Raw genomic sequence first — 25,953 nt, 5'->3', positions numbered from 1 at the left:
TGCGAGAAAGCCATAGAAAATTTATGGTTTTATATGAGGAAAATATTTTGAATACAGCGCGTCGAATCCCTTCATTAACACCATGTGCGGGACGTTGTTCAACAGTGTTTGGTGATGCGGTATGTCGTGGTTGTCGACGTTTTAATCATGAAGTGATTCAATGGAATACTTATAATGAAGAACAACGACTGAGTATTTGGAAGCGTTTAGATCAACAACTGGATCAAATTTTGGTTCCAATGCTTCCTCATGCTCAACTTTCTGAGGTGGAAAAATTCATTGAATCAAAAAGAATCCGAATATTGGAGAATGCTTCAAAAGGCCGAAAATTATATCATGCGCTTAAAATTTGCGAAAAAAACAAGCATTTAGCAGAGCAGAGTGGTTTAGGTATTTCAGCTCCACATGTTAAACCGATCTGGACTGAGTTTGAACGTCGGGTATTGGCTTTGGCGAATGCCAGTTATGAATTAGCTTGGCTAAGAGCAGATGGGATTAGCCAGAGCTTGCAGTTGGTGGATGAAGAGTAATTCTATGATAATTTGTTATAAAAAAACTCGCTCAAGTAAGCGAGTTTTTAGTCAATCATTAAGCAACTTGGACAGGAATACAATTTGCTGTGTGATTCACAGTGTTATCTGGATTTGCATAAACCAAACGTGGTTTATGTGCATCAGCTTCTGCAACAGTAAAATCACCGAAAGTCGCGATAATAATAATGTCACCTAAATCTGCTTGGTGAGCAGCACCACCATTTACAGAAATAATGCCTGAGTTTTCTTCACCACGGATTGCGTAAGTTGTAAAACGCTTGCCATTAGTTACATTCCAAATATGAATTTCTTCATATTCACGAATACCAGCTAAATCTAGTAATACACCATCAATTGCACATGAACCTTCATAATGAAGTTCAGCTTGTGTTACAACTGCACGGTGGATTTTAGCTTTTAATAAACGAGATAGCATGGGAAGCGTCTCCTGAGTTGTTCTAAGATTGTTTTATTATCTAGAAACAACAGTTTTTTAATTTGGGTGAAGCATTTGAAAGCGCATTTTGCCCTCAAATTTTCATCGTGGCAAGAAAAATTGTTGAACAAAAATTAAATTTATCAACTACGGCTTGTAGGCATTTATTTGATTCATTGCCTGCTGAATTTCACCATTCACTAATAATTTTGTACGACTTAGTGCATGATGAATTGCATCGTCAATGAGCGTTTGTTCACTTGAGGGTGCTTTACCTAGAACATGACCTGATACACGGTCTTTTGATCCAGGGTGTCCAATTCCAATACGTAAACGATGGAAGTTAGGGCCAGTATGAGGAACAATGTCACGTAAACCGTTATGACCACCATGACCACCACCCGTTTTGAGGCGAATGATACCTGGATCCATATCAAGTTCATCGTGAGCAATAAGCATTGCTTCTGGAGAGATTTGGTAGAATTTTGCGAAGGGTACAACACTTTGACCAGAACGGTTCATAAAGGTTGAAGGTAATAAAAGTCGAACATCTTGTTCTTCTACATTACCGCGACCACTTAATCCATTAAACTTAGGGTCATTTTTAAGTGTTATGCCATATTGTTCTGCAAGACGTTCTACATACCAGAAGCCTGCATTATGGCGGGTTTGAGCATACTCTTTACCAGGGTTGCCCAAACCAACAATCAGTGAAATATGAGACACTAATTTACACCATCAACACTTATGCGCGTTTGAAGTCAGCGTGCATTGGAGTGTTTTTAGCTGGGTGACGTTGTAAAGCTTGGATTTTAACGCTTTCAACTTTACCATCAACATCAATTTCAATTACTTCTTCAAAGAAAGCGTTGTCTTCTAAGTATTTAACAAGCTGACGAAGCTCAAGTGTAATTGCTACAGGTGCAGCATCACCACCATAGATGATAGCAGGAACTTTAGATTGAAGACGAAGGCGGCGGCTCGCACCTTTCCCTTGTACTGCTTCTTCACGTGCTACTGCATTTAATACGAAGTTTGCCATGAGAGACATCCTATTTAAGTTAAGTGAACTAGATCTGCGACCGATCTAGTGATAGAAAGCCCTACCAAAAGGCAGGGCTTTAAAATTTTAGCGCTCTATTATAGATAAGAATCAAACATTGCGCTAATAGATTCTTCGTTGTTAATACGACGAATTGTTTCAGCAACCATACTCGCAACTGAAACTTGGCGAATCTTACCAAGAGCTAAAGCTTCTTCTGAAAGCGGAATTGTATCTGTCACAACAAGTTCGTCGATAACAGAGTTTTTCAAATTCTCGATCGCTTTACCAGATAAAACAGGGTGAGTAGCATATGCTACGACACGACGCGCACCAAAAGTCTTCAATGCATCAGCGGCTTTACATAAAGTACCAGCTGTATCAACCATGTCATCAACGATCACACAGTCGCGATCTTTAACATCACCAATCAAATGCATCACTTGTGATTCATTTGCTTTTTGACGACGTTTGTCGATGATAGCTAAATCGATATCGCCCATTTGTTTCGCAACAGCACGAGCACGAACAACACCACCAACGTCTGGCGAAACAACCATAAGGTTGTCATGAGACTGTTGACGTAAGTCAGCTAAAAGCGCTGGCGTACCGTAAATGTTGTCTACAGGGATGTCGAAGAAACCTTGAATTTGGTCAGCATGAAGATCGATCATCACAACACGGTCAATACCTACAGTTGTTAGCATATCTGCTACTACTTTTGCAGTAATTGGAACACGTGAAGAACGAGGACGACGGTCTTGGCGAGCATAACCGAAATAAGGAATTACAGCAGTGATACGACCAGCACTTGCACGACGCAATGCATCTGCCATTACTAAGATTTCCATAAGGTTATCATTAGTTGGAGCACAAGTAGGCTGAACGATGAATACGTCTTTACCACGGACATTCTCAGTGATTTCGACAGCGATTTCACCATCAGAGAATTGACCTACAGATGCAGCACCTAGAGGGATATGCAAGTGGCTAACGACTTTTTGGGCGAATTGTGGATGCGCAGTTCCACTAAAAACGACAAGATTGGGCATGAAGCACCCTTGGCGGTTGAAATGTATAGAATGAGATGGCAGGGGCGGCTGGATTCGAACCAACGGATGGCGAGATCAAAACCCGCTGCCTTACCACTTGGCGACGCCCCTAATGCGGCAGAACTTTAATGGTTTTATATGGGTTTGTCAAGATTGTTTGACTCAACTCATGATACCAATGTTCTGTCTTTTTGAACTAAATTGGCAGGGGCGGCTGGATTCGAACCAACGGATGGCGAGATCAAAACCCGCTGCCTTACCACTTGGCGACGCCCCTATCATTTAAACGATGATTTGATTCAATGGTGATTGTTCTAAACTATTCACTAAGTAAGCTTTACAAGGTGAATGAGCAAGAATGTCATCAATGTTCATTTCAGTCGTTACTTCAGTAAAAACACAAGCACCTGTACCTGTAAGTTTTGCAACACCGAACTGATCTAAATATTGCATTGCTTCATCGACTTCAGCATATAGACTTCTTGCCAGAGGTTCAAAGTTATTTCTGAAATCAGATGGCTTTATCTGATAGGCGCAAAATTTAGAGGTCTTCGTGTCTCTTGTCAACGATTTTTGTGAAAAAAGCAGTTGAGTGCTGATAAAACAGTCAGGTTTTAACACAATGTATTGTTTTTGATCTAAGTCTATGAATGTTAAGTGTTCACCAATACCTTCTGCCCATGCATTACGACCATGGATAAAGATGGGAACATCCGCACCCAGTTGTACACCAATTTCTGCTAATTGATCACGATTTAAGCCACATTGCCAAAGTTGATTCATGATTAATAACGCGGTAGCCGCATTTGAAGAGCCACCACCGAGTCCTGCACCCATCGGTATATTTTTTTCGATGTTGACATGAATGCCTAATTTTTCACTTTTGGCATAGGGTTTCAGCATCATCATTGCACGATAAATCAAATTTTGTTCAAGACTTACTTCTGATAGGCCTGAAATGGAGATAGATTGGTTAGAGATTGGAGTAAATTCCATCCAATCACAAAGATCTATCAACTGAAAAATAGTTTGCAACTCATGGTAACCATTTTCACGGCGCCCCGTAATGTGTAAAAACAAATTCAGTTTTGCAGGGGAGGGTACACGAATCATAAATAATCAAACTTAACGATTTTGAATTACCATTGTAATACGATTTTCAGTTCCATCTTCAAGTTGTTGCTTTAAAATCAAACGGTTTGGTTGTGTAGATTGACCGTTGTAAGATAATTGAATATGCCAACCTTGTTCTTTAATTTCACTGATTCGCATCGATTCGTCTTTTTGAATTTCAGCTTCTTCAGTCGCTTGCTTAGCTTGTACCCAATCGACTAAATAAGTAATTGGTGCTTCCCAACCTGTTGCACGAAACAATAACTCTTCAGGTGAGTTGGCTGTAATTTCACCAGTTTTGGCACTGTTCAGTGTCACTTGACCAGGTTGACCTGAGATTTGAGTTTTACCGACTCCAAGAATTCCGCTTAACTCGATATCAAACTGTTCATCTTGCTGTTGCCAAGTAAAAAAAGCACTGCCTGATTGCTTGGGGGTCTTAACGCCAATTTTACCCTGAAGATTAAATTGATTTGATTGTTCAAGGTTTTGCATTGTTGGCGGTGATGGTTGAGTTTGAATTGATTGACAGCCAGTTAACCCAAGAAGCGCACTACTTGTGGCAATCAGCAATAATGATTTTAAATTTAAGATCATACAGTATTAACTCTTTTTGATATTTTGTGGCAACAATAAACTATCGAGTTGATCCAATTGAGGATGATTTGGATGATTTTGATGGAGTTGATGTAACACTTGGCTAAATTCTTCCAGTGAACCCAGCATATAAAGCGATTTAGCATATCGAATGCCAATATTTGGACTTTGGCTGAGTTGATATGCTTTCGCAAGTACACGGGTGGAAGTGTCAAAATCGTTTTGAAGAAAGCAGATATAGCCTAAGGTATCTAAGATAGATGCTTGTTCTGGGGCATTGTCTAAAGCTTGTTCGGCATATTGTCTCGCCTCATCTAAACGACGATTTTGCAACGCCAGAGTATATGCATACGCATTCAGATATGTTGGACTATTGGGTTCGATCGTGAGTAATTTTTTAAGCAATTCATCTAATTGATCGCGATCCGTAAATGGATCAAGTAATAAGACTTGAGAATATAAAATTTCAGGGTCATCAGTTAAGTTTTTAGCCGCTTCTTTGAGTAAGCCCAAAGCAGCTTTGTTATTGCCCATTTTTTTGAGTATTTCAGCTTGTGCTTGATATAAGAAACTCGCATGTTGGGGGTAATTCACCCGTTCCTGAGTCAGAAAGCGCAGCGCATCACTTAAGCGATTTTGTTTGTCATAGATTGAAATTAGATTTCGTCTAGAAACCATATATAAATTACCATCTACAAGTCGATAATAAGCTTTAGCTGTTTCAAAATGTTGTTTTCGTTCAGCATTTAATGCCAAATAAAAATAAGCATCATTTTGATACTGTCCAGATGCACGTAGTTCGACCAAATACTGTTCAGCAAGCTCATATTCTTTGAGATCAATTGAGGTTAGACCAGCGATAAAAAGAGCTTCTTCCGAATCAGGCCATTTTTTTATGATGCGTTTTAATTTGCTTAACGCCTGTTCATTTTTATTCAGTTTAATTAAGTAGCGGATTTCAGCCAGACTGAGCTCTAAATTATTACGATTTTTACGAGCACTTTTTTCAAACCATTTTAGCGTCTCTTCTTCGTCGCCTAAAGCCATGAGTAAGTTTGCTTTCAGTAAGATAAACCCTGTTGATTTGGGGCGTTTTTTTAATGCTTTATTTAAAGTAATTAAGGCATTTTCGATTTCATTATTTTGTGCTTGTAAACTCGCAATCAAAACAAGAATTGAAGGATTGTTACGCGTTTTACTATTACGCAAAGTGTTTAATAAATATGCTCGATCCTCAGGGGATTCCGGAGAAATTCCTTCAAGAATTTGTTCTAAATCTGATTCAGGATCTAAATTTAAAATATCATCGAGCACATCAGCAGCAAGTTCATATTCGTGTGACTTTAATGCGATATGCGCAAGATAGAATTTTGCAGGTACATCTTTGGGTTCTTGCACCACCCAATGGGTTGCAATATCTAAAGCGGCTTGTAAGTCGTTTTGTTCGAGTGCGACGTTAAGTGCACGTTGTTTTAAAGCTGTTGAACTGGTTTGGATTGCAAGTACGGTATAGTTGTGTAAAGCAGTCGGTGTGTCATGTGCAGCTAAAGCAAATTCTGCAACCATAGCCTGTTGTAAAACTTTATGATTTAAATTGGCATGGTAAAATTCTCCAGATGCTCTAATATGAGCACTGTAAGTCATGCTACTCACTAACAAGAGTGTGGTAGAATACTGTCGAATTGTCATGCCGGTTGTGCGGCTCATTGTTTGACGCAATTTTTTTATCCAAGTACTGCTTTTTATGACACCGTTATTGCACAATAGCATAAATTTAGCCAATTGATGATCTGATATGTCTTTCTTTGCATTGGGTGTCAACCATCAAACAGCCTCAGTTGAATTACGAGAGCAAGTTGCTTTTAACCCTGAAAAGTTAAAACTATTGTTGGCTGAACAAAGTCACCATGACCAGCTGAACGATATGGTTGTGGTGTCAACCTGTAATCGTACTGAAGTCTACGCCATCGCTGATAATGCGGAGATGGTATTAGATTGGCTCGCTCAAAAAAATGGCATTGATGTAAAACAATTACAAAATCATATTTACCGTTATGAAAATACAGATGCTGTGACACATTTGATGCGTGTTGCATCAGGATTAGATTCACTCATGCTTGGAGAGCCTCAGATTATGGGGCAAGTTAAGTCTGCACTTAATTTAGCAAAAGAGTCTGAAGTTGTTTCACAAAATTTAAATCGTATTTTTGAATATGCATTTTATGCTGCTAAGAAAGTGCGTTCAGAAACAGCGGTCGGTAGTCATGCTGTATCCATGGGGTATGCGGTAGCACAGTTAGCACTACAAGTTTTTAGTAAGCCTGAACAATTAACCGTTATGGTGGTTGCAGCAGGTGAAATGAATAGCTTGGTTGCAAAGCACTTAGCTGAAATGGGCGTTGCTAAAATTTTAATTTGTAACCGTGGTCAGGAACGGGCGGAACTTTTAGCGCAAGAAATATCACATCGTGTTGCGGTAGAAATTATTCCTTTTGTTGATTTAGCTCAAAATTTACATCGCGCTGATGTGATTTCAAGTTGTACAGGAAGTTTACATCAGGTCATTTCCTATCAAGATGTTAAGTCAGCACTAAAAAAACGTCGTTACCGTCAAATGTTGATGGTGGATTTGGCTGTTCCTCGCGATATTGAATCTAAGGCTGAAAGTTTGGATGGTGTTTACCTTTATGGGGTGGACGATCTTCAAGGTGTTATTGATGAAAACTTAGCGCAGCGACGCCAAGCCGCTGTTGAAGCTGAAGTGATGGTCAATCAACTAGCAACACAATTGGTGACTCAGCAGAAAGTTTCACAAGCTGGAGCGACAATTAGTGAGTATCGTGCTCATGGAGATAAAGTTAAAGCATTTGAATTAGAGCATGCATTAGATCGTTTAGCCTCTGGCGATGATGCAGCCATTGTCATGCAGGAAATGGCGCATCGTTTGACGCAAAAGCTATTACATCCTACATCCATCTTACTCAGAGAAGTCGCTAAAGATGAAAATCCTGATGTCTATGAAACGATTAAAGAACATTTAGAAGATATTTTTAGTGCTCAGCGAAAACTAAAAAAATAAAAGCGGTCACTGACCGCTTTTATTTATTCATGTAGTAAGCGTAGTCCAATTTTTTTGGTTAGCTCATTCAGTTGTTGTCTTAAGTTTTTAGACTCATTTAATGATTTTGCTGCTTTAAATTTGATTCTCAGATATTTTTCTTGGAGTGAAAGTGAGTATTCTGAGGCAAGTTTATCAGCCATTTCAGGGGCTTCAGTGAGTGTTTGAATATTAGTACGTTTTAAAATCTCAGAGAGTTCATGATGAAATGGGCTACATGCACCCAAAATATAATAACTCGCCAACTCTTGGTCATCTGGCAGATCATCAAAAATGACATTAAAAATTTTTAATACTTTTGCAAGCAATTCATCTTCAGGAATCACTGCGCGTAATACTTCAAAATGAATATAAAGAAAAGGATGGTACATTAACATTGCCACTGCGAAATCTTCATCTCGTGTGCGAATATTAAATGATAATGAAGCGTCAAGACTCACTTGAGGCTGCCACTTTTTATTGAATCCTAATTTTTCTTTGAAATATTGACGAATCAAATAGCGATACGAACCTTGCTTAGGCATCAGATTGGTGAGTTGATTTAGCTCAGCCATGACCTGACTTTTACCTTCAGGTGTATTGATTTGATATTGTTGACTGAGAAGTGAAAAAGCAAACTCTGATAAGAGTGGTGATTGTTGCCAAAGTCGATTGAAAGTTTCAACACCGTCCTTACGAACTAATGAGTCAGGATCATGCTCCGCAGGTAGAATAAAAAATTTCAGTTCACGACCATCATTTAAGAGGGGAAGTGCAATTTCTAAAGTGCGTCGAGCAGCTTTTTGACCAGCCGAATCACCATCAAAAGCAATAGTTAACTGATTGTTTTGTTTAAATAATAGATTCAAGTGATCAGCATTGCTCGCCGTCCCCAAGGTGGCAACTGCGCCAGGAATGCCAGCTTGCTGTAATGCGATGACATCCATGTAACCTTCAACCATTAACCAATGATTGGCTTTGAGCTTACGACCTTCATATAAGCCATAGAGTAGTTGGTTTTTATGGAAAACTTCAGAGTCTGGAGAGTTGATGTATTTGGGTTTGATCTCGTCATTCAATGCTCGTCCACCAAATCCGACAACGCGACCTTTTGCATCACGTATAGGAAAAATGACACGTTCTCGTAGTAGATCAAAATCACGACCAGAATCACTGGTTCTGATCAAACCGAGTAGTTTTAATCCTTCAATATCTTGCGGAAATGCTTTTTCAAGATGTTGCCAATCTTCTGGGGCATAACCTAATCGCCAATACTTAATCGTGGTATCACTTAGTCCGCGTCGCTGAAAATACTGTTGCGCAATTTGGCTATTTGGAAGTTGTTTTTCATAAAATAAAGCAACATTTTCAAGAAGATCGTATAAATTACCTTCAGGTGCGACCTCAACTGAATTCAAGTTATCTGTATTAAATTGATACTCATCGAATTCATAGTTTTGAAATGCTTCAAAAGGATCTACATCAAAAGCTGAAGTAGGCGGAGAAATGATTTCTGCTGCATTTGCTTCAATGGGTGCCTGCGGTTGCTTTTCTTGGTAAGGTTTAATAGGTTCTCTCTTGTATGAGAGTTTTTTATTGTCTTGATTGTCTTTAGGTAATTCGATACCGGTTTGGCTTGCCAGGTCTTTAATCACCTCGATGAAATTGCGATTATCAATATCCATCATAAAGCGAATTGCATTTCCATTGGCTTGGCAACCGAAACAGTGGAAATATTGCTTATCACGGTAGACGTGAAAAGAAGGTGTTTTCTCTTGATGAAAAGGACAACAGCCTGAATAGGTACGACCTGACTTTTTTAATTTCACACGTTGGCCAATAAGATCGACGATGTCAGTTCGATCTAAAATTTGATCAATCGTATGTTGTGGAATTGCCATAATTAAAAAGCCAAAAGAATGAGGAATAAAGTGATTGAATTAAGTCTATCCTAAACACTTAAGACGATAAATAAAGCCATGCAATAAAAAAGGTGGGTAATCCCACCTTTTTTGATTCATAAGAATGGATTATTGACGCTGTGGGTCGTACATACTTTCATTTGCTGGCGCACTTTCCACATTGTGATCTTTATTACCAAGCAAGCCAAAGCTTAAGCGATTCAATAAACTGGGTTGTGTATTGGTGTTGTCAGATTGCTCTGCTGATACTTCTGCTGTTGTTTGACTGCGTGCTTCACGACCTAAAATACCTAAGGTTGCACGATTTAACCAACTTCCATCTTTACGTGCTGCGCGTAAATCGACCTCACCATTAGACTTCACAAGATGAGGGTAGTTTAGCTTTAGCACTTCAACGTATTGTTGAGATGTTGCCTTGTCACCGAGTTTATCGTATCCGTAAGCAATCGTTGCAAGCGCTTCTGGTACTTGAGGTGTTTGAGGGAAATGTTCCACAACCCATTGTCCACGCTCAACTGCTGCAAGCCAAGCTTTACGCTTTAAGTTAAAGCGAGCCGCATTCATTTCACTTTCAGCAAGTTCTTGACCAATAAACTTCATGCGCTGAGCAGCATCTACAGCATACTGACTACTTGGGAAACGACGAATGAAATCAACAAAATTTTGATATGCAACTTTCAAATAGCTGACATCACGATGAGCCTGTTGGAGTGATGTGTAGCGGATGAGACCATCATAGTTTTGCTCCATATTCGCCACACCACGAACATAGTAAGCATAATCAACATTAGGATGTTGAGGGTTTAACCGAATAAAACGGTCTGCTAGAGCAATAACAGCTTCATAGTCTTTTTGTTGAAAACGAGCATATAAAAGATCGAGTTGAGCTTGTTGAGTATATTGACCTGTAGGGTAATAAGTTTCAATTGCTTCTAATGATTGTGCTGCATCGCTATATTGACCACGATCTAATGCTTTTTGTGCTTTATCGAAATAAGATTGTTCGGTTGATTTAGGTCCAGTATCCACAACATCCTTCTTGGGATTACTGCTACAGCCCACAAATGTTGCTGCTAAGCCTAGCGATAAAGCAAGCATTGTAACTTTATAACGTGGTAGCGACATAAAAATTCCTCTGTTTATACGGGCAATAGGCTACAATTGCACTATTAAACCACTTTTGTCCGAATGAGCAAATGACTTCAGCACAAACTTCTAATTCTAATTTCCCAGAAATCGACATCAATTTACTTGAAGATTCTGAGGATGCAGATAACCATACTTCAGCCCCAACTGCAACACGTTTATCGTTGCAATTTCAAGTGGATGAGAGTTCTCTTGGTCAGCGAATAGATCAAGTTGCAGCACTCGCTTGGAACGAATTTTCGCGTGAAAAATTGAAACAATGGTTGAAGGATGGTCATTTGTTGGTAAATGGTCAAGTTGTGAAACCAAAATATAAAAGTGAAGGGAATGAGCTACTCACGCTTGATGTAGAGCTTGAAGCCCAAGTCACCAGTCAACCTGAAAATATCCCTTTAGATATTATTTATGAAGATGATGACATCTTAGTCATTAACAAGCCAGTGGGGATGGTTGTACATCCTGGCGCAGGAAACCCGAATGGTACTTTGGTTAATGCACTTTTATATCATTTTCCTAAATCAGCAGAATTATCTCGAGCTGGTCTAGTACACCGTATCGATAAAGATACTAGTGGTCTCTTGGTTGTAGCTAAAAATTTAGAAGCTCAATTTTCCTTAAGTAAACAGTTAGCGAAAAAATCAGTTTATCGAATTTATGATTTAATTTGTTATGGCAATATTATTGCAGGCGGTAAAATTGATGAGCCGATTAAACGTCATCCTGTAGATCGTGTAAAAATGGCGATCTTACCAGGTGGTCGTGATGCCGTGACTCACTATAATGTGAAAGAAAGATTCCAAAATTTCACACGTGTTCAAGCACAATTAGAAACTGGACGTACTCATCAGATTCGTGTGCATTTCACTTATATTGGTTTCCCTTTGGTCGGTGATCCAGTTTATGTCAGTCGTGTCAAAGTACCTGCAGGTGCTTCGGAAAAACTTGCTACTCATTTACGAGAGTTTAGACGTCAAGCACTTCATGCATCAAAATTGGGGTTAGTACATCCACGGACAGGTGAAGAAATGATGTTTGAAGCACCATGGCCTGAAGATTTCACAGCATTACTTGAGACTCTTCGTACGGAAAATAAGGCTTACTAAATTAAAGGAAAGTTTACATGCAAATTGTGCAAGGTTTGCCCAAAGGTGTCGTGGTAGGACAAACAGAATTGAGTCACCCTCACGCACTGAAAACACCACAGACTGATTTAGAAGGTTTTAACTTGGCGTTGCATGTAAATGATCAACCAGAACGTGTTCATCGGCATAGAATGAGCTTGTTAAATGACTTTTCAGTCTATGGGGTGAATCGATTAACTTGGATGAACCAAACGCACAGTACAATCTGTCACGTTGTAAATGATGACATGAGCTTACACGCCCTAAATGGCGATGGTTTAGTGACACAGCAAAAACAACATGCATTAATGATGATGACGGCAGATTGTTTACCGGTGGTTCTCGGTAACAAAGATGGTACTGAAGTCGCTAATTTGCATGCAGGTTGGCGAGGATTGGCAAATGGCATTATTGAAAATACAGTCAATGCCATGAGCACTCAACCCTCTTGGGCGTGGTTAGGTGCGGCAATTAGTCAGCCATGCTTTGAAGTGGGTGAAGAAGTAATGCACACATTCTGCGATAGGATTCCAGAATTAAGTTCAGCATTTCAAAAGGGAGATCTAGAGGGTAAGTATTACGGAGATCTCTATGCGATTGCTCGCCATATATTGAAAAGTTTAGGGGTGGAACAGGTTCTTGGAGGTGAGCGATGTAGCTACACGGAGGATCAAACATATTATTCTCATCGCCGTAATTCAAAAACCGGCCGCATGGCGACATTTGTCTTCATGGAGTGAAAAGAATTTATTTAGTTTCAATCAGATCGTTTGGGTATTTAAATGATGACTTTCTTAAAGCTCATCATCTTTACTTATGTTTGAGATTTTATTTAATCACTTCGATCTGTTGTTTATTTAAATGAAAGATTTAAATAAAAATACATTAATTTACAAGTTGCTAAGTTGATATAAGTGATTCATTACTAGACCATTTTTTTTGAAATATGAATTATTTAAATACAAAAATGTTAGATCAATCACAATTTGATAGTAAAAATTTATATAATAGTGAATATTACATTGTCTTTTTGTTAGACAAGACATAAAAATAAAAAATTGTGGAGACAATGATGATCTTAATAGGATTCGCGAAATCAAGAAATTTTTGTATTCCTGTCATCTATGGATTGACTTCAATAACATTAGCGTATGCTGCTCCAATGCAAGAACTGACTGACGCTGAACTTTCACATGTTGAAGGTAAAGCACTCATGAGCTTAAGCTATATTTCACCTGCAGATTCCGTCAATAAGAATTCTGGTCAAAATATTGGATTTTATAAAATGGGAATGGAAGCCCAATTAGATTTAAATGCTAACATCAAAAGATTGCAACTTGGATGCGGTGGAGTAAATGGTGCAAACGGTTGTGATATTGATATCGATAACTTAAGTTTGTCAGGGGTTGCAGAAACTCGTGAAGGACGAGTCCAATCAAGTGCCCAACTAACCAATCCATTTTTAGAGTTTGCTATAAAAAACCCAGATTCAGCTTCCACACGTGAAATGGTTGGTGTTCGTTTAAGTGCAGAAAAAGTACTAGGATTATTAACGCTTGGTAGTGAGAACTCTGAAAAACCAAATGGTATCAATAGTTTAAGTGGCTATCTGAAGATTAGGGACGCTGTTGGAACTGCGACAACAGCAGCTCGTTCTGGTGTAAATTTTAACAATCTTGGAGAATTAGTTTACGGAAAAGCAAAGAGTACAACAGGTTTCGTAAGTGCAGACTTTACGTCTAATGATTATGCTTTAAATTTAGCTGAGGGAAGCGGCTCTTTAAAAATTAATGGCCAAACTATTAGTGGTAACAGAATGTCAAATGTCTATTTAACAGGTGTTGCTCGAATAGATAACATTGCATTGTCAGGTAAAATTTCTGCAAATGCTAAACTCTGGGGGCTTGTGCCTATACCACTATCTGGTGACATTACGGGTAATGTTTCAAACCTAAATGTAGATGTTAAAGTTTCAGAGAACCTTGGATATATTCACCGCTTACCTTTGAGTAATCCATTTTCTCTATCGATGCAAAAACAAGATATACATTGGACTGGAGCGAGTGTTGCTGCTCAGACAGGTTGGTGGCTTTCAATCGAGGACCCAATTGATATAGGTAATGTTACTCCGAGTCAAAAAGTGGTTGTGACAGATGCAGTGATTAAACAAGTTGTACCGCTAATTAGTAATTATTTACAGGCTAATCCAATCGAATGTGGTTTTTTAGCAACAAGTTGTTTAGCAGGTAATTTTAGATTAGGTGAGGTTCCATTAACAAATTCAAGAGTGAATATGGATTTGGTAAACTTACAGTTAAAAAATCAATCCTTTGCCCCAAACTGTTATGGAAGTTTAAAATTCTGCTAAATAATAGATATACTTGAGTTTTAAGTTTGCATTTCATCGGATAAATTGGAATATACATCACATTTTAAAAATCAATAATGTGATGTAAGTCTCTAGAAAATATTAAATTTTATTTTAATTTCTATATTTTAATTCATTTAGCAAGTTTTAAGCCTCTTTATTTTTTTCATTAATTTATAGATAGTAATGATGTTGCTTATGGATTAAGCCTGAATAAAAATAATATGGAGACTCTAATGTTGAAGAGTTTACTTGGTTCTATCAAATTGATTTTCTCAACATCATGCTTAGTGTTGATTCCTTTGTATGCAACGGCTAATAACATTCATAATGATTTAAAAATGATGAGTGATGAAGAGTTATCAGCGACAAATGGCCAAGCTTTGTTAAGTATGAGTTATATTGATCCCAATGATGGGGCAAACAATATGCGAGGTAAAGGTGTTGGCTTTTATAAGCTTGGAATGGAAGCAGATATAGAACTCAATGCAAATATTAAGCATTTACAACTTGGCTGTGGTGGTATTAATGGAGCAGGTGGATGTGACATTGATATCGAAAATCTGAGTTTGAGTGGTATGTCAGACACTAGAGAAGGTCGTGCTGGTTCTTCAGCCAAGCTAACCAATCCATTTTTAGAGTTCGCGGTAAAAAATCCAACATCTGCATCAACTCGAGAAGTTGTGGGTTTGCGTCTCAGTGCTGAAAAAGTATTAGGTTTACTGACGCTTGGTGATGAAAACTCTGACAAACCGAATGGTATTAACTCACTCAGTGGTTATTTAAAAATTAATCCCACTCAGGGTATGGGCTATACTAATGCTCGAAGTATGACTTATGCTGATACTGGTCAAACTATCGATGGAAAAGTGAATGCAAGAATTTGTTTAATTTGTATTATCGCACCTACTTTGACACTCGATTTTAAATCGAATAATTACAATTTAGCATTACAAGAAACGACGGCACCAATTCAGATTAATGGAACTACGGTCTCTGGTACTCGAATGAGTTCTGCACAATTGACAGGTGTTGCCAATATTAATCAATTGAATTTTGGTGGTAATCTCACGGCTAATATCCAAGTGCTAGGGGTAGGATTACTGAATTTGCAAAAAGAGGTCAGTGGTAACATTACAGGTTTAAAAGCCAACATTACGGTAGATCAAAACTTAGGTTTAATTCATAAAATCCCTGTAAACAATCCATTCTCACTCTCTGTTCAAAACAGTGAAATCTGGTGGCCAAATGCTGACGTTGCTGCACAGCAGGGTTGGTGGATGGCATTTAATGATTCGATCAATATTGGGGATGTAACACCTGAGAAGCGTATCGATATTACGAATGATGTGTTAAAACAAGTGGTTGGACCAATCAGTGATTATATCAGTCGAAATCCTCCATCTTGTAATGCACTTGATTGTCTGTTTGGTGACAAACTTGGTGTTGGGAATGTTCATTTCCCGAATACCAATGTAAATTTTCCATTAAAAGATTTACAACTTAAAAATCAAACCTTTGCTCCAAACTGTTATGGAAATTTAAGGTTTTGTTAATAAAAAAACCGCTCAAATGAGCGGTTTTTTTATTTATGAAAAATTCTTGCTTTATCGCGCTGCCAATCGCGGTCTTTTTCAGTGGCACGTTTGTCGTGTAATTGTTTACCTTTAACAAGTGCAATTTCGAGTTTGACTAAACGACCTTTCCAATAGCACGCCAAAGGTACACATGTGTAACCTTTTTGATTGATCGCCCCTTGGAGTTTCTCGAGTTCACGACGTGAAAGAAGTAGCTTACGAGTACGTGTTGCTTCGGGAACGATATGAGTTGAAGCAGAAAGAAGAGGTTGAATTTGAGCACCAAATAAATAAGCTTCATTATTTTTGAAAATAATATAGCTTTCCGTGATACTCATGCGTCCAGCGCGAAGAGATTTTACTTCCCAACCTTGTAACGCTAAACCAGCTTCAAATTTTTCCTCAATAAAATAATCGTGACGTGCACGTTTATTTAGCGCAATAGTGCCACTATTATTTTTTTTAACTACAATCGATTTCGACATAATACAAATATTCCAAGATTAGGCCTATTTTGCCTCAAACTTGGCTTGAGGTGAAGTCATTTCACTGTCAACAAGTGTGCGTGTGAATTGAGTTTTTGTTAAACTATGCGCCTACATAATAATCTTAGAGTATAAATGGATGTCTAAAACTCGTGTCATCTATCCGGGAACATTCGATCCTATTACCAATGGTCATATTGATCTTGTCTCTCGTGCTGCAAAAATGTTTGATGAAGTTGTAGTTGCGATTGCAATTGGTCATCACAAAAATCCAGTGTTTAGTTTAGATGAGCGAGTTGCGCTTGCAAAATCATCATTAAGCCATTTAGATAACGTAGAATTTGTTGGTTTTGATGGTTTGTTGGTGAATTTTTTTCAAGAGCAAAAGGCAACAGCTGTACTCAGAGGTTTAAGAGCAGTATCTGACTTTGAATATGAGTTTCAACTTGCAAATATGAATCGTCAATTAGATTCAAATTTTGAAGCTGTATTTTTAACGCCGTCAGAGCAATACTCGTTTATTTCATCCACATTAGTTCGTGAAATTGCACGTTTGAAAGGTGATGTGACGAAATTTGTGCCAAAAGCAGTTGTTGAGGCATTTGAACGTAAGCATCAGCAAGGTTGGTAGAGTGTCTTTAATTATTACGGATGAGTGCATCAATTGTGACGTTTGTGAGCCTGTATGCCCAAATGAAGCGATTTATATGGGTGAACTGATCTATGAAATTGATCCGAATCTATGTACTGAATGTATTGGTCATTATGACCAACCCCAGTGTTCATTATTCTGCCCAGTAGACTGTATTCCTAAAGATCCTAATCATGTGGAATCTGAGGATGAATTGCTGGAAAAGTATAAAAAACTAATTGCTCAAAAAAGCACGAGCAATTGATCTCAAAGTTTGTTAAGATGCGCCACTTGAAGTGAGCCAGACGATCGCTGCTGTGAAGGTCTTCGTGACTAAAGCAGGGGAGGAAAGTCCGGGCTTCATCGGGCAAGGTGCCAGGTAACGCCTGGGAGGCGTAAGCCTACGGAAAGTGCAGCAGAGAGTAGACCGCCATTTTGCAACTGAACTTCGGTTTAGCCTAGAATATGGTAAGGGTGAAAGGGTGCGGTAAGAGCGCACCGCATGACTGGTAACAGTTCATGGCATGGTAAACCCCACCTGAAGCAAGACCAAATAGGAATCCTTAAGGTATGGCCCATACTGGATTCGGGTAGGTCGCTTGAGCATATGAGTGATTGTATGCCTAGAGGAATGATCGTTCTAGACAGAACCCGGCTTATCGGCTCACTTCAACAAATTTTGATCAAACAGTGCCGATATTACTTGACGGATACATCAATCAAGTAGATAATGCGCCCACAGTTTACGGCTATGTAGCTCAGTTGGTTAGAGCACCGCACTCATAATGCGGGGGTCACAGGTTCAAGTCCCGTCATAGCCACCATTTTTATAGACCACACTCACTAGTGTGGTCTTTTTTTATGTGTGAAATCTTGAGTTTTCATTGGCACTGAATAAGCTGAGAATCTAGCTTAATTTTTGGAAACTCTTGTTCAAATTGTGCTAAAACGGCTGTCTGATTTACATTTGAAAACACAATATTTTGCAAGCTTTCAATTTTTTGCTCAGACAAATAAAGCTGTGCACAATGAAGAGCAACCGCATTCTCTTTACTCACGGCAAGTTTATGATGTTCAGGAATGACATCAATATGCACGAGCTTTTGTTGAGCACGGCTTAATTGAACTAGAGTTCGTTTTTGTTGCATGGTTATAAAGTTTTGAGCATTGATCCATTGAGCGACATCCATGCGTACACCGTGATAATTCACAAATATGGGGTGAGTCGTTTGGCATCCGCTCACAAGGCTTAAACAGCATATGAGAATAAAATATTGAGGATTGAGCATGATTTTGATGTCATTGAAACCTTACTATTACAATAAAATCATATAATTATGGATTAATTTTGTTCAAATAAGGTTTATTTGTATAAAGGGTGATCATTAGTGCTTTCGTATGCTTGACGATACAACGATAACTTAAGATAATGCGCCCACAGTTTACGGCTATGTAGCTCAGTTGGTTAGAGCACCGCACTCATAATGCGGGGGTCACAGGTTCAAGTCCCGTCATAGCCACCATTTTTATAGACCATGCTCACCGCATGGTCTTTTTTTTATTTCTCAAAATGTTTTGAGATAATATCAAGTGTAGATTGTGCTTGATAAAAAGGCTGAATCAAACTTTGAATTAATTGTTCTAGAACGCCAAAATCATTTAACATGCTGATAAGCTGAGGTGCAAAACGATGGGCTTCGATCACTAAATCTTCTTGAGTTAGTCCAACAGCCGTGAGTAAAGCTTGTAAACTGTAATCACCAAAATATTCATAGAACTCATCAACCACTTCTAAAATGATGGACTGAATCTCAGAGGACTGGCGTAAATTTCTCCAGGTTTCATAGACCAGAATAAAAAAATCTTCGACATCAATGGCCTCAATCTGCTCAAGCTGAGCTGAAATTTTTTGAAATTGGAGATCTGACCAAATATGTTGAATGATTTCATAAAGTTCATTTTGAGGCAGTGTGATAATTTCGCCTAATTGAACCAATATTGCATTTGCAAGTTGGGATTCTAGTTTTAACTCTAATGTGTGTTGCTGATCTTGGAGAAAATTAAAAATCTTTGATTTGACCGTATTATTTTGAACTTTATTTTTTCGAAGCCTATCCAGCCAAGGTGTATATTTTTCTAAAATTTGATTTGCTAATTGAAGACTTACTGCATGCGCCTTCTCATTACTTAAAATTTGTTGTTTTAAACCATAACGTACTTGATCTAATTCAAGAATTTTATTTAGCCAAAGCCCAAAATCATGGTCAGAAATTAAATCTCCGATTAAAGCATTTGAATCCTTTAAATGAAGGTAAATACGTTGTGCAACTGCGCCAATAAACTCTAGTAAATCAGGTCCAAGATTTAATTCAAAAGCATATTTTGAAACAACAGCATGAAGTTGTTCAAGATTTACAATGTCTTTTAGTTTGATTCGATTGAACTGAGCATAAGCCTCTGAAACAAACGTGTCTAGTACAGCATTAGATTCAGCATTTAATAAATACTGTTGCGTAAACCGAATTTGCTCAAGCATAAGTGCTTGAGCAAATTGATTGAGTTGTGTCGAGTTAGACACCTGCTTTCCATCCATTTACGATTGGATAGCGGCGTTCGCGGCTAAATGCACGAGAGGATATACGTGGACCAATTGCACCCTGACGGCGCTTATATTCGTTGCGATCAACCAATCCAATGACTTTAGTCACGATATCTCGATCAAAACCTTTAGAAATAATATCTTCAAGACTCTGATCTTCTTCAATATATGCATATAAAATTGCATCAAGAACATCGTAAGGTGGTAAAGAGTCTTGATCTTTTTGATCAGGGCGCAATTCAGCAGAAGGTGGGCGAGTAATCACACGTTCAGGGATTACAGGCGTATCTTCCAAACTATTACGGTATTTTGCTAACTCAAATACAATCGTTTTATAAACATCTTTAAGTACAGCAAAACCACCGACCATATCACCGTACAGTGTGCAGTAACCAACAGATAATTCAGATTTGTTACCTGTAGATAAAACAAGATTACCAAATTTATTCGACAGGCCCATTAATAAGGTGCCGCGTGCGCGAGCTTGTAAATTTTCCTCAGTTGCATCAGCAGGAGAATTGCCGAAGAATGGGTGTAATGTCTGCATAAAGCTGTTGACGATTGGGTGAATTTCCGCAATACCAAAAGTGACTCCCATGCGTTTTGCCTGCTCAGTCGCGTCTTCAACACTGATTTGAGAGGTATATGTGTAAGGCATCATAACCGCTTGAACTTTATCTGCTCCAATAGCATCGACAGCGATTGCAAGAGTAAGCGCTGAGTCAATACCACCAGAGAGACCAAGAATGACACCAGGGAAACCTGAGCGTTGTACATAATCTCGTGTTGCTAAAACCAAAGCTTGGTAAATTTCTGCAATCGTATCTAATGCAGGTGCTTTGGTAGCGGCTTTAAAAGATTTAAGCTCTGCTTCATATTCAACATGAAAAAGGTCTTCTTTAAAGCTTGGTGCTTCAAGTACAACTTCACCATTTGCATTTACAACGAAACTTGTTCCGTCGAAAATGAGATCATCTTGCCCACCCACTTGGTTGACATAAACAAGATTGAGATTCAATTGTTTAGCTAACTCTTTAAGCGTAACAACACGGTGTTGAGGCTTTCCAACTTCGTATGGTGAGGCATTTAGCACAAGAACAGTTTCAACATTTAGTTTGGCAAGTTGTTGTACACTCTCTAGCGTCCAGACATCTTCGCAAATTAATACACCGAATTTATGTCCTAAATATTCAAATACAAGGTGTTGATGACCCTCAGCGAAATATCTCTTTTCATCAAAAACACTATAATTTGGTAAATTTTGCTTGTTATAAATACCTAATACTTGCCCATCTTTCATAACGGCTGCAGAGTTATAGCGTGCACCCGAATCAGCTTGATTAACAAAACCAAATACCATCACAATGTCTTTCACTTCAGCCAGTTTTTCGAAAGCTGATGCTGTACGTTTGCTTAGGCTTGGACGAAGTAGGAGATCCTCTGCAGGATAGCCAATGGTCGAAAGTTCAGGAAACACAATGATATTGGCATTTTGCTGTTTGGCTTCGTTAGCGAGTTCAATCATTCGTTGAACATTGGCTTCTAAATTGCCGACAAATGGAGAGAATTGAGCAAGAGAAACTTTAAAACTATTCATTTAAACCAAGTCCTATCCTATAGGTTTATATACAGCACGTGCTGATTTTATTGGAGTAATTATTCAGCTGTGTGTATGTGATATTACATAACTGCCAAATGGCTCAAATTTACATCATTAAAACATGATAAAAGATCTTATTTCTTGCACAGCAAAAACTACGATTCATATGTATTCTATCTAAAATAAAAGTAGATACTAGCTTTTGCCATTGTTTGTACATAAAAAATTAAATCGTAATGGATTTGCGACACAGTAAATCAGATGTCAAAGCTGATATGGTGTTTCTGATTCACAAATCAATAGCTTGAATAAAAAATATTCTTTTAATTTTACAATTTTTATTGATTCAAAATAATATTTGGAATCTTTTTCAAAAATATATCTCTAGCTATATCGCCTTGTTGTTCAATGTTGTAGTCATTGAAATTTTTTTTAGGGTCAAATTTATAGGCATAAGGATTATACTTTTTGAAGGAAATAAAATACGCACTTTGAAGAAAAGCGCCTTTGAGCAAAACATTTTGTCCTTGTTGGTGTTGTAAAATATGAGTCATCTCGTGAATGAAAATTCCTTGATAGATTTTATTTTCTTTCGAATAGTCAGTTTTGAAATGTTTGTTGCGAATATGCAAATAGCCCTTTGGCGCCATAAATACCGCTGAGGGTTGCCACGGTAGAAACGGATGATTCATGATTTTCACCCTGTCATAATCTATAAGATCACCAAAGACACTTTGGCTCAACGTGATTTCACCTTGGGTGAGTGATCTACATCTAAAAGCGTCAAATTTTATCCATTTTAAAATAAGTGGCATCCACAACATCATACTTATTTCTTAATCTACTTAAAGTTTATGTGACATTCAAAATATCACTATTTGGAATCATTACTTGTTAAAAATGGTGTTGACCTTTAATGATAATGAAATGGTATTTACTGATTAAAACTTAATAATTTTGTTAGACAATCTTGATGAATGAGCAATTATGCCATCTCTAAAGATTTATTATGCAAATGGCTATTTCGTCTTTTTATCTTAATTTTTTAGAAACGTCGAAGAATTCACATTATTTGAATTTATTCACTGAGATAAAAGAGAAGGTTCGCCATGTTATTAACTCAGCCACTAAAAAAAATTTCTAAATTTCTAAACGGTTCTAAATTTGATCCTGAGAATCAATCAAAAGCTATTCCAATTCGTCATATGAAATTTGATTTTGATCATCAAAAGATTGATCCAAAATTTTATTTGAATGCGGAATTAGCAAGTGCTTACTTTGCCTCACTTTCAATTTTTTTAACCTATGGTGAGGATCTCGTTATTGATACAGCACGTTATCATCGTGACTTTATTCAAGATCCATTACTGAAGCAAAGAGTGACAGCGCTGATTGGGCAAGAAGCTTTACATTCTAAACTTCATGAAGAATTAAATGACGCTTTTTTAAAGGCAGATTTGCCTGTCAAATTGTTTAGATTTCTGGCGCATCACGTTTTTGAATATGGTTTTAATCGGTTGCCTCAGCCAATGAAATTATCGCTTATGGCTGGGATTGAGCATTTTACCGCAGTGCTTGCTGAATACATGATGAATCATGAGCATATTTTCTTCGAATCTCAAGATGAGAAACAACGCGCAATTTGGATGTGGCATATGCTTGAGGAATCAGAGCATAAAGATATTGCATATGATGTGTTCCAACTTCTTTCGAGTAACTATGCTTTAAGAATAGCAGGCTTTTTCCCAGCGCTTATTACGATTTTAGTGCTGATTTCTGCTGCATCACTAGTTGTGCCATTTTATCGTAAGCCATCAAATCTAATCAGTTTAAGTTACTACAAAGATATGTACCGAAGTGTAGGTTTGATTTTTGGTCTAAAAGATGGTGTTTATGGCAGTTCGATCAAACATATTTTCGAATATCTCAAACCAGACTTCCATCCGAATGATCATGATACATCAGCGTTTTTAGAGTACTACAAAGAACGTTTATTAAATCCAGTGGATGGTATTTTAACACCATACTTTACGAAGGAATTCATGCCTGCTTTAAAGGTATAAGAATAAGGATAGTTCATGCTTTTTTTTAAGAAGAAAATTAAACCGAGCCATCAGGCTTATGCTGTGGTAACGGGTGCGGGAAGTGGTATTGGACGCAGTTTTGCATTGGAAATTGCAAAACGTGGTGGTCAAGTGGTGTGTGCTGATATTAATTTAGCTGCAGCTGAAGAAACTGTTCAGCTGATTTCTCAGACCACAGGGCAAAAAGCATTTGCTGAATCCTGCGATGTGGGAAAAAAGGAAGATGTTGAGCGAGTGGCGAATCAAGCAGAAAACCTTTTTAATCATCCTGTGACACTTGTTATTAATAATGCTGGCGTGGGGTTAGGTGGTAAGTTTGATGAGATGACACTAGAAGATTGGCAATGGTGTATGCATGTCAACTTATGGGGCGTGATTCATGGTTGCCACTTTTTTGTACCGAAGTTTAAACAACAAGGTTATGGGGCAATTATTAATGTTGCTTCAGCAGCAGGATTTACAGCTGCACCTGAAATGACAGCTTATAACGTGACGAAATCTAGTGTACTTGCATTATCTGAAACGTTATCTGCAGAACTACATCAAGATAATATCCGTGTGAATGTGCTTTGCCCAACTTTAGTACCTACTAATATTATGAAGAATGGGCGATTACCTTCCAATTACTCGGGTTTAGCGGATGATTTATTGCAGAATCATGCATTTGTCACAAGCGATCAAGTTGCACAAAAAACCTTAAACAATTTAGATAAAGGCATTCTTTATACGATTCCACAACCAGACGCGAAATTATTTTGGTTGATGAAGCGTGCTTCACCGACCTTATATACCAAAATGTTAGGTGTAGGTTATCCATGGTTTAAGCGTTTTGTAAAATAATAGAGAGATAAAAGAATGACACTCGATAACGAATTAGAGAGCAATGCAGATTTAAAAATTCAAACTGCTGATCAATCTGAAAAAGCAGAAGTAAAAGTAAAGAAAAAAAATAACGCAGATAAAGAACTTAAAGTCGAACAATCACAAAAGGTGTATGACACGATTGTTGTTGGTGCAGGTATTTCCGGTATCGCTGCGGCATATAAAATGAATCAGGCAGGATATCGCGACTACATTGTGCTGGAAAAAGCGAACCGAGTTGGTGGTACATGGCGCGATAATAATTATCCAGGATGTGGATGTGATGTTCCTTCAGCCTTATATTCTTTTTCCTTTTCGCCAAGTCACAAATGGAGTCATTTGTTTGCCAAGCAGCCAGAAATCTTAAGTTATCTTGAGGAAGTGGTTGAGAAGCATCAATTGACTGAAAAAATCCAATTTAATCATGAATTAAAAACAGCACGTTGGGATAACGAGAAGGCGCAGTGGTCGTTAGAAACTTCTCAAGGAAAGTATCTAGCAAAAACGGTAATCTTTACAACGGGACCGATTACTGAGCCATCATTTCCAAAAATTAAGGGCATAGAAAGTTTCAAGGGGGAAATGTTTCACTCTGCAAGATGGAATCATGAGTACGATCTGAAAGGTAAACGTATTGCTGTTATTGGTACAGGTGCTTCAGCGATTCAATTTATTCCTCAGGTTCAGCCATTAGCGAAAGAACTCTTTGTGTTTCAGCGTACAGCACCTTGGGTGTTGCCAAAAGCTGATATGAATTTGAATGATCAAGCGAAATCACTGATCCAGAAATTTCCCGTTATTCAATCCACTTGGCGGAGCAGTATTGCCCAAATTTTAAATGGCATTAACTTTGGTTTGCGTAATCCGAAAGTGCTGAAGCCTGTGAATTTCTTAAGCAAACAATTATTGAAGTTGCAAATTCAAGATGATGAATTAAGAAAAAAAGTCACACCAAATTTTGATATTGGCTGTAAACGTCTTTTATTTGCCAACAATTACTATCCAGCATTGCAACAAGATAATGTGAAATTAATCAATGAGGGGTTGGTTGAGATTGATGGGAATACGGTCGTTGCAGCCAATGGTGAGCGTCATGAAGTAGATGTCATCATTTGGGGTACGGGTTTTGAGGTATCGCATCCGCCAATTGGTAAACGCATTTACGATATGGATGGGAAGCTCTTAGCAGATCGCTGGAAAAATAGTTCACCGGAAGCTTATTTAGGTGCAAGTATTACCAATGTACCAAATGCATTTTTGGTGTTAGGACCAAATATTCTGGTTTATGACTCATTTATTGGTATTGCTGAAGCTCAATTAGATTATATTCTTGATGGCCTACTAAAGATCAAAAAGCAAAATATTAACAAGCTTGTGATTAAAGACGACGTTGTTAAGCGACATAATCAATTGGTTCAAAAACATCTTAAAACCACTGTATTTAATGCAGGTGGCTGTAAGAGTTACTATTTGGATGAAAATGGTCGTAACTTTGCAGCATGGCCATGGTCTCTTGCAAAATTAAAACAGCAGTTAAGCTCATTAAATTTGGATCATTATTCACAACACTGATCAAAAAAGCCTGATTTAATCAGGCTTTTTTTTTGTTTGTAGATATTCTAGATATACGAGGTTTCTATTTCATCAGGGCTGAAAACAATAGTTTGTTGTTAATCAGATAATAAAAAA

General features: G+C 38.0%; 25 protein-coding genes, 4 tRNA genes and 1 other RNA gene. 14 read left to right on the top strand and 16 right to left on the bottom strand.

What is annotated here, in order from left to right; genetic code table 11:
• Positions 1 to 23: 23 nt before the first annotated feature.
• On the top strand, positions 24 to 530 hold the full coding sequence (locus tag AC1M9F_RS05655; protein WP_481597266.1) for a DUF1289 domain-containing protein: 507 nt from the start codon (positions 24 to 26) through the stop codon (positions 528 to 530).
• 58 nt (positions 531 to 588) lie between these two features.
• Here AC1M9F_RS05655 and panD read toward each other — a convergent pair whose 3' ends face one another.
• The 9 genes from panD to AC1M9F_RS05610 all read right to left on the bottom strand — a co-directional run bounded on the left by panD (position 589) and on the right by AC1M9F_RS05610 (position 6,492).
• The gene (panD, locus tag AC1M9F_RS05650) at positions 589 to 969 is read right to left on the bottom strand and encodes an aspartate 1-decarboxylase (protein WP_035269276.1); all 381 of its coding nucleotides are present in this window, start codon (positions 967 to 969) and stop codon (positions 589 to 591) included.
• Positions 970 to 1,116: 147 nt separating this feature from the next.
• Positions 1,117 to 1,695, bottom strand: a complete 579-nt coding sequence (gene pth / locus AC1M9F_RS05645; protein WP_481597265.1) for an aminoacyl-tRNA hydrolase — start codon at positions 1,693 to 1,695, stop codon at positions 1,117 to 1,119.
• 19 nt (positions 1,696 to 1,714) lie between these two features.
• Positions 1,715 to 2,011 carry a 50S ribosomal protein L25 gene (gene rplY / locus AC1M9F_RS05640; protein WP_035269282.1) on the bottom strand — a complete coding sequence of 99 codons (297 nt, stop codon included), beginning with the start codon at positions 2,009 to 2,011 and terminating at the stop codon, positions 1,715 to 1,717.
• 98 nt (positions 2,012 to 2,109) lie between these two features.
• Positions 2,110 to 3,063, bottom strand: a complete 954-nt coding sequence (locus AC1M9F_RS05635) for a ribose-phosphate pyrophosphokinase (protein ID WP_035269283.1) — start codon at positions 3,061 to 3,063, stop codon at positions 2,110 to 2,112.
• A gap of 36 nt (positions 3,064 to 3,099) precedes the next feature.
• Positions 3,100 to 3,174, bottom strand: a tRNA-Gln gene (locus tag AC1M9F_RS05630).
• 91 nt (positions 3,175 to 3,265) lie between these two features.
• Positions 3,266 to 3,340: transfer RNA gene (locus AC1M9F_RS05625), tRNA-Gln, on the bottom strand.
• A 5-nt stretch (positions 3,341 to 3,345) separates the two neighbouring features.
• Positions 3,346 to 4,176 (bottom strand): 4-(cytidine 5'-diphospho)-2-C-methyl-D-erythritol kinase, encoded by an 831-nt coding sequence (ispE, locus tag AC1M9F_RS05620; RefSeq protein ID WP_035269285.1) that lies wholly within the window; start codon positions 4,174 to 4,176, stop codon positions 3,346 to 3,348.
• Between the two features lie 12 nt (positions 4,177 to 4,188).
• Positions 4,189 to 4,773, bottom strand: coding sequence for a lipoprotein insertase outer membrane protein LolB (gene lolB / locus AC1M9F_RS05615; RefSeq protein WP_481597264.1), 585 nt, complete (start codon positions 4,771 to 4,773; stop codon positions 4,189 to 4,191).
• A gap of 6 nt (positions 4,774 to 4,779) precedes the next feature.
• A complete protein-coding gene (locus AC1M9F_RS05610; protein WP_481597263.1) occupies positions 4,780 to 6,492 on the bottom strand; it encodes a tetratricopeptide repeat protein in 1,713 nt (570 codons plus the stop codon).
• 76 nt (positions 6,493 to 6,568) lie between these two features.
• On the opposite strand from AC1M9F_RS05610, the gene hemA reads away from it, so the two are divergent.
• Positions 6,569 to 7,852 (top strand): glutamyl-tRNA reductase, encoded by a 1,284-nt coding sequence (hemA, locus tag AC1M9F_RS05605; RefSeq protein WP_481597262.1) that lies wholly within the window; start codon positions 6,569 to 6,571, stop codon positions 7,850 to 7,852.
• Positions 7,853 to 7,875: 23 nt separating this feature from the next.
• On the opposite strand, the gene AC1M9F_RS05600 is transcribed toward hemA, so the two are convergent.
• Together AC1M9F_RS05600 and AC1M9F_RS05595 are read right to left on the bottom strand one after the other, a co-directional pair.
• The gene (locus AC1M9F_RS05600) at positions 7,876 to 9,771 is read right to left on the bottom strand and encodes a DNA primase (RefSeq protein WP_481597261.1); all 1,896 of its coding nucleotides are present in this window, start codon (positions 9,769 to 9,771) and stop codon (positions 7,876 to 7,878) included.
• 129 nt (positions 9,772 to 9,900) lie between these two features.
• Positions 9,901 to 10,917, bottom strand: a complete 1,017-nt coding sequence (locus AC1M9F_RS05595) for an outer membrane protein assembly factor BamD (protein WP_180027950.1) — start codon at positions 10,915 to 10,917, stop codon at positions 9,901 to 9,903.
• A 71-nt stretch (positions 10,918 to 10,988) separates the two neighbouring features.
• Between AC1M9F_RS05595 and rluD the strand changes: the two genes are divergently transcribed.
• The 4 genes from rluD to AC1M9F_RS05575 all read left to right on the top strand — a co-directional run bounded on the left by rluD (position 10,989) and on the right by AC1M9F_RS05575 (position 15,983).
• Positions 10,989 to 12,041, top strand: coding sequence for a 23S rRNA pseudouridine(1911/1915/1917) synthase RluD (gene rluD / locus AC1M9F_RS05590; protein WP_035269298.1), 1,053 nt, complete (start codon positions 10,989 to 10,991; stop codon positions 12,039 to 12,041).
• 17 nt (positions 12,042 to 12,058) lie between these two features.
• Positions 12,059 to 12,799, top strand: a complete 741-nt coding sequence (gene pgeF / locus AC1M9F_RS05585; RefSeq protein ID WP_481597260.1) for a peptidoglycan editing factor PgeF — start codon at positions 12,059 to 12,061, stop codon at positions 12,797 to 12,799.
• Between the two features lie 332 nt (positions 12,800 to 13,131).
• A complete protein-coding gene (locus AC1M9F_RS05580) occupies positions 13,132 to 14,427 on the top strand; it encodes a hypothetical protein (protein WP_481597259.1) in 1,296 nt (431 codons plus the stop codon).
• 236 nt (positions 14,428 to 14,663) lie between these two features.
• On the top strand, positions 14,664 to 15,983 hold the full coding sequence (locus tag AC1M9F_RS05575) for a hypothetical protein (protein WP_481597258.1): 1,320 nt from the start codon (positions 14,664 to 14,666) through the stop codon (positions 15,981 to 15,983).
• 29 nt (positions 15,984 to 16,012) lie between these two features.
• Here AC1M9F_RS05575 and smpB read toward each other — a convergent pair whose 3' ends face one another.
• Positions 16,013 to 16,489 (bottom strand): SsrA-binding protein SmpB, encoded by a 477-nt coding sequence (gene smpB / locus AC1M9F_RS05570; protein ID WP_035269908.1) that lies wholly within the window; start codon positions 16,487 to 16,489, stop codon positions 16,013 to 16,015.
• A gap of 139 nt (positions 16,490 to 16,628) precedes the next feature.
• Here smpB and coaD point away from each other — a divergent pair, with 139 nt between their 5' ends.
• The 4 genes from coaD (at position 16,629) to AC1M9F_RS05550 (ending at position 17,944) form a co-directional block, all read left to right on the top strand.
• Positions 16,629 to 17,120 carry a pantetheine-phosphate adenylyltransferase gene (gene coaD / locus AC1M9F_RS05565; protein ID WP_035269911.1) on the top strand — a complete coding sequence of 164 codons (492 nt, stop codon included), beginning with the start codon at positions 16,629 to 16,631 and terminating at the stop codon, positions 17,118 to 17,120.
• Between the two features lies 1 nt (position 17,121).
• Positions 17,122 to 17,385: a YfhL family 4Fe-4S dicluster ferredoxin gene (locus tag AC1M9F_RS05560; RefSeq protein WP_180027945.1), complete on the top strand. Its 264-nt coding sequence runs from the start codon at positions 17,122 to 17,124 to the stop codon at positions 17,383 to 17,385.
• A gap of 28 nt (positions 17,386 to 17,413) precedes the next feature.
• Positions 17,414 to 17,795: RNase P RNA component class A (gene rnpB / locus AC1M9F_RS05555), an RNA gene on the top strand.
• Between the two features lie 72 nt (positions 17,796 to 17,867).
• Positions 17,868 to 17,944 (top strand) — tRNA-Met (locus AC1M9F_RS05550).
• 57 nt (positions 17,945 to 18,001) lie between these two features.
• Here AC1M9F_RS05550 and AC1M9F_RS05545 read toward each other — a convergent pair.
• Positions 18,002 to 18,310, bottom strand: coding sequence for a hypothetical protein (locus AC1M9F_RS05545; RefSeq protein WP_481597257.1), 309 nt, complete (start codon positions 18,308 to 18,310; stop codon positions 18,002 to 18,004).
• Between the two features lie 256 nt (positions 18,311 to 18,566).
• Here AC1M9F_RS05545 and AC1M9F_RS05540 point away from each other — a divergent pair.
• Positions 18,567 to 18,643: transfer RNA gene (locus tag AC1M9F_RS05540), tRNA-Met, on the top strand.
• Between the two features lie 35 nt (positions 18,644 to 18,678).
• On the opposite strand, the gene AC1M9F_RS05535 is transcribed toward AC1M9F_RS05540, so the two are convergent.
• The 3 genes from AC1M9F_RS05535 to AC1M9F_RS05525 form a co-directional block, all read right to left on the bottom strand.
• The gene (locus AC1M9F_RS05535) at positions 18,679 to 19,698 is read right to left on the bottom strand and encodes a hypothetical protein (RefSeq protein ID WP_481597256.1); all 1,020 of its coding nucleotides are present in this window, start codon (positions 19,696 to 19,698) and stop codon (positions 18,679 to 18,681) included.
• Entirely contained in the window at positions 19,691 to 21,316 is a 1,626-nt protein-coding gene (locus AC1M9F_RS05530; protein ID WP_481597255.1) for an NAD+ synthase, read from the bottom strand. The genes AC1M9F_RS05535 and AC1M9F_RS05530 overlap by 8 nt, the downstream gene beginning before the upstream one ends.
• Positions 21,317 to 21,657: 341 nt before the next feature.
• Positions 21,658 to 22,146: a hypothetical protein gene (locus tag AC1M9F_RS05525; RefSeq protein ID WP_092766833.1), complete on the bottom strand. Its 489-nt coding sequence runs from the start codon at positions 22,144 to 22,146 to the stop codon at positions 21,658 to 21,660.
• 282 nt (positions 22,147 to 22,428) lie between these two features.
• Between AC1M9F_RS05525 and AC1M9F_RS05520 the strand changes: the two genes are divergently transcribed.
• Genes AC1M9F_RS05520 through AC1M9F_RS05510 form a run of 3 tightly spaced genes read left to right on the top strand, consistent with a single transcriptional unit; the run spans position 22,429 to position 25,836 of the window.
• Entirely contained in the window at positions 22,429 to 23,382 is a 954-nt protein-coding gene (locus AC1M9F_RS05520; RefSeq protein ID WP_481590217.1) for a metal-dependent hydrolase, read from the top strand.
• 15 nt (positions 23,383 to 23,397) lie between these two features.
• On the top strand, positions 23,398 to 24,243 hold the full coding sequence (locus AC1M9F_RS05515; RefSeq protein WP_180027941.1) for an SDR family NAD(P)-dependent oxidoreductase: 846 nt from the start codon (positions 23,398 to 23,400) through the stop codon (positions 24,241 to 24,243).
• Between the two features lie 15 nt (positions 24,244 to 24,258).
• Positions 24,259 to 25,836, top strand: a complete 1,578-nt coding sequence (locus tag AC1M9F_RS05510) for a flavin-containing monooxygenase (RefSeq protein WP_481594374.1) — start codon at positions 24,259 to 24,261, stop codon at positions 25,834 to 25,836.
• Positions 25,837 to 25,953: the final 117 nt, after the last annotated feature.

Source organism: Acinetobacter sp. ANC_7504, assembly GCF_056779995.1.
Note: the sequence above shows the minus strand (reverse complement) of the source record. Positions and strands in the feature narration are given on the sequence as shown.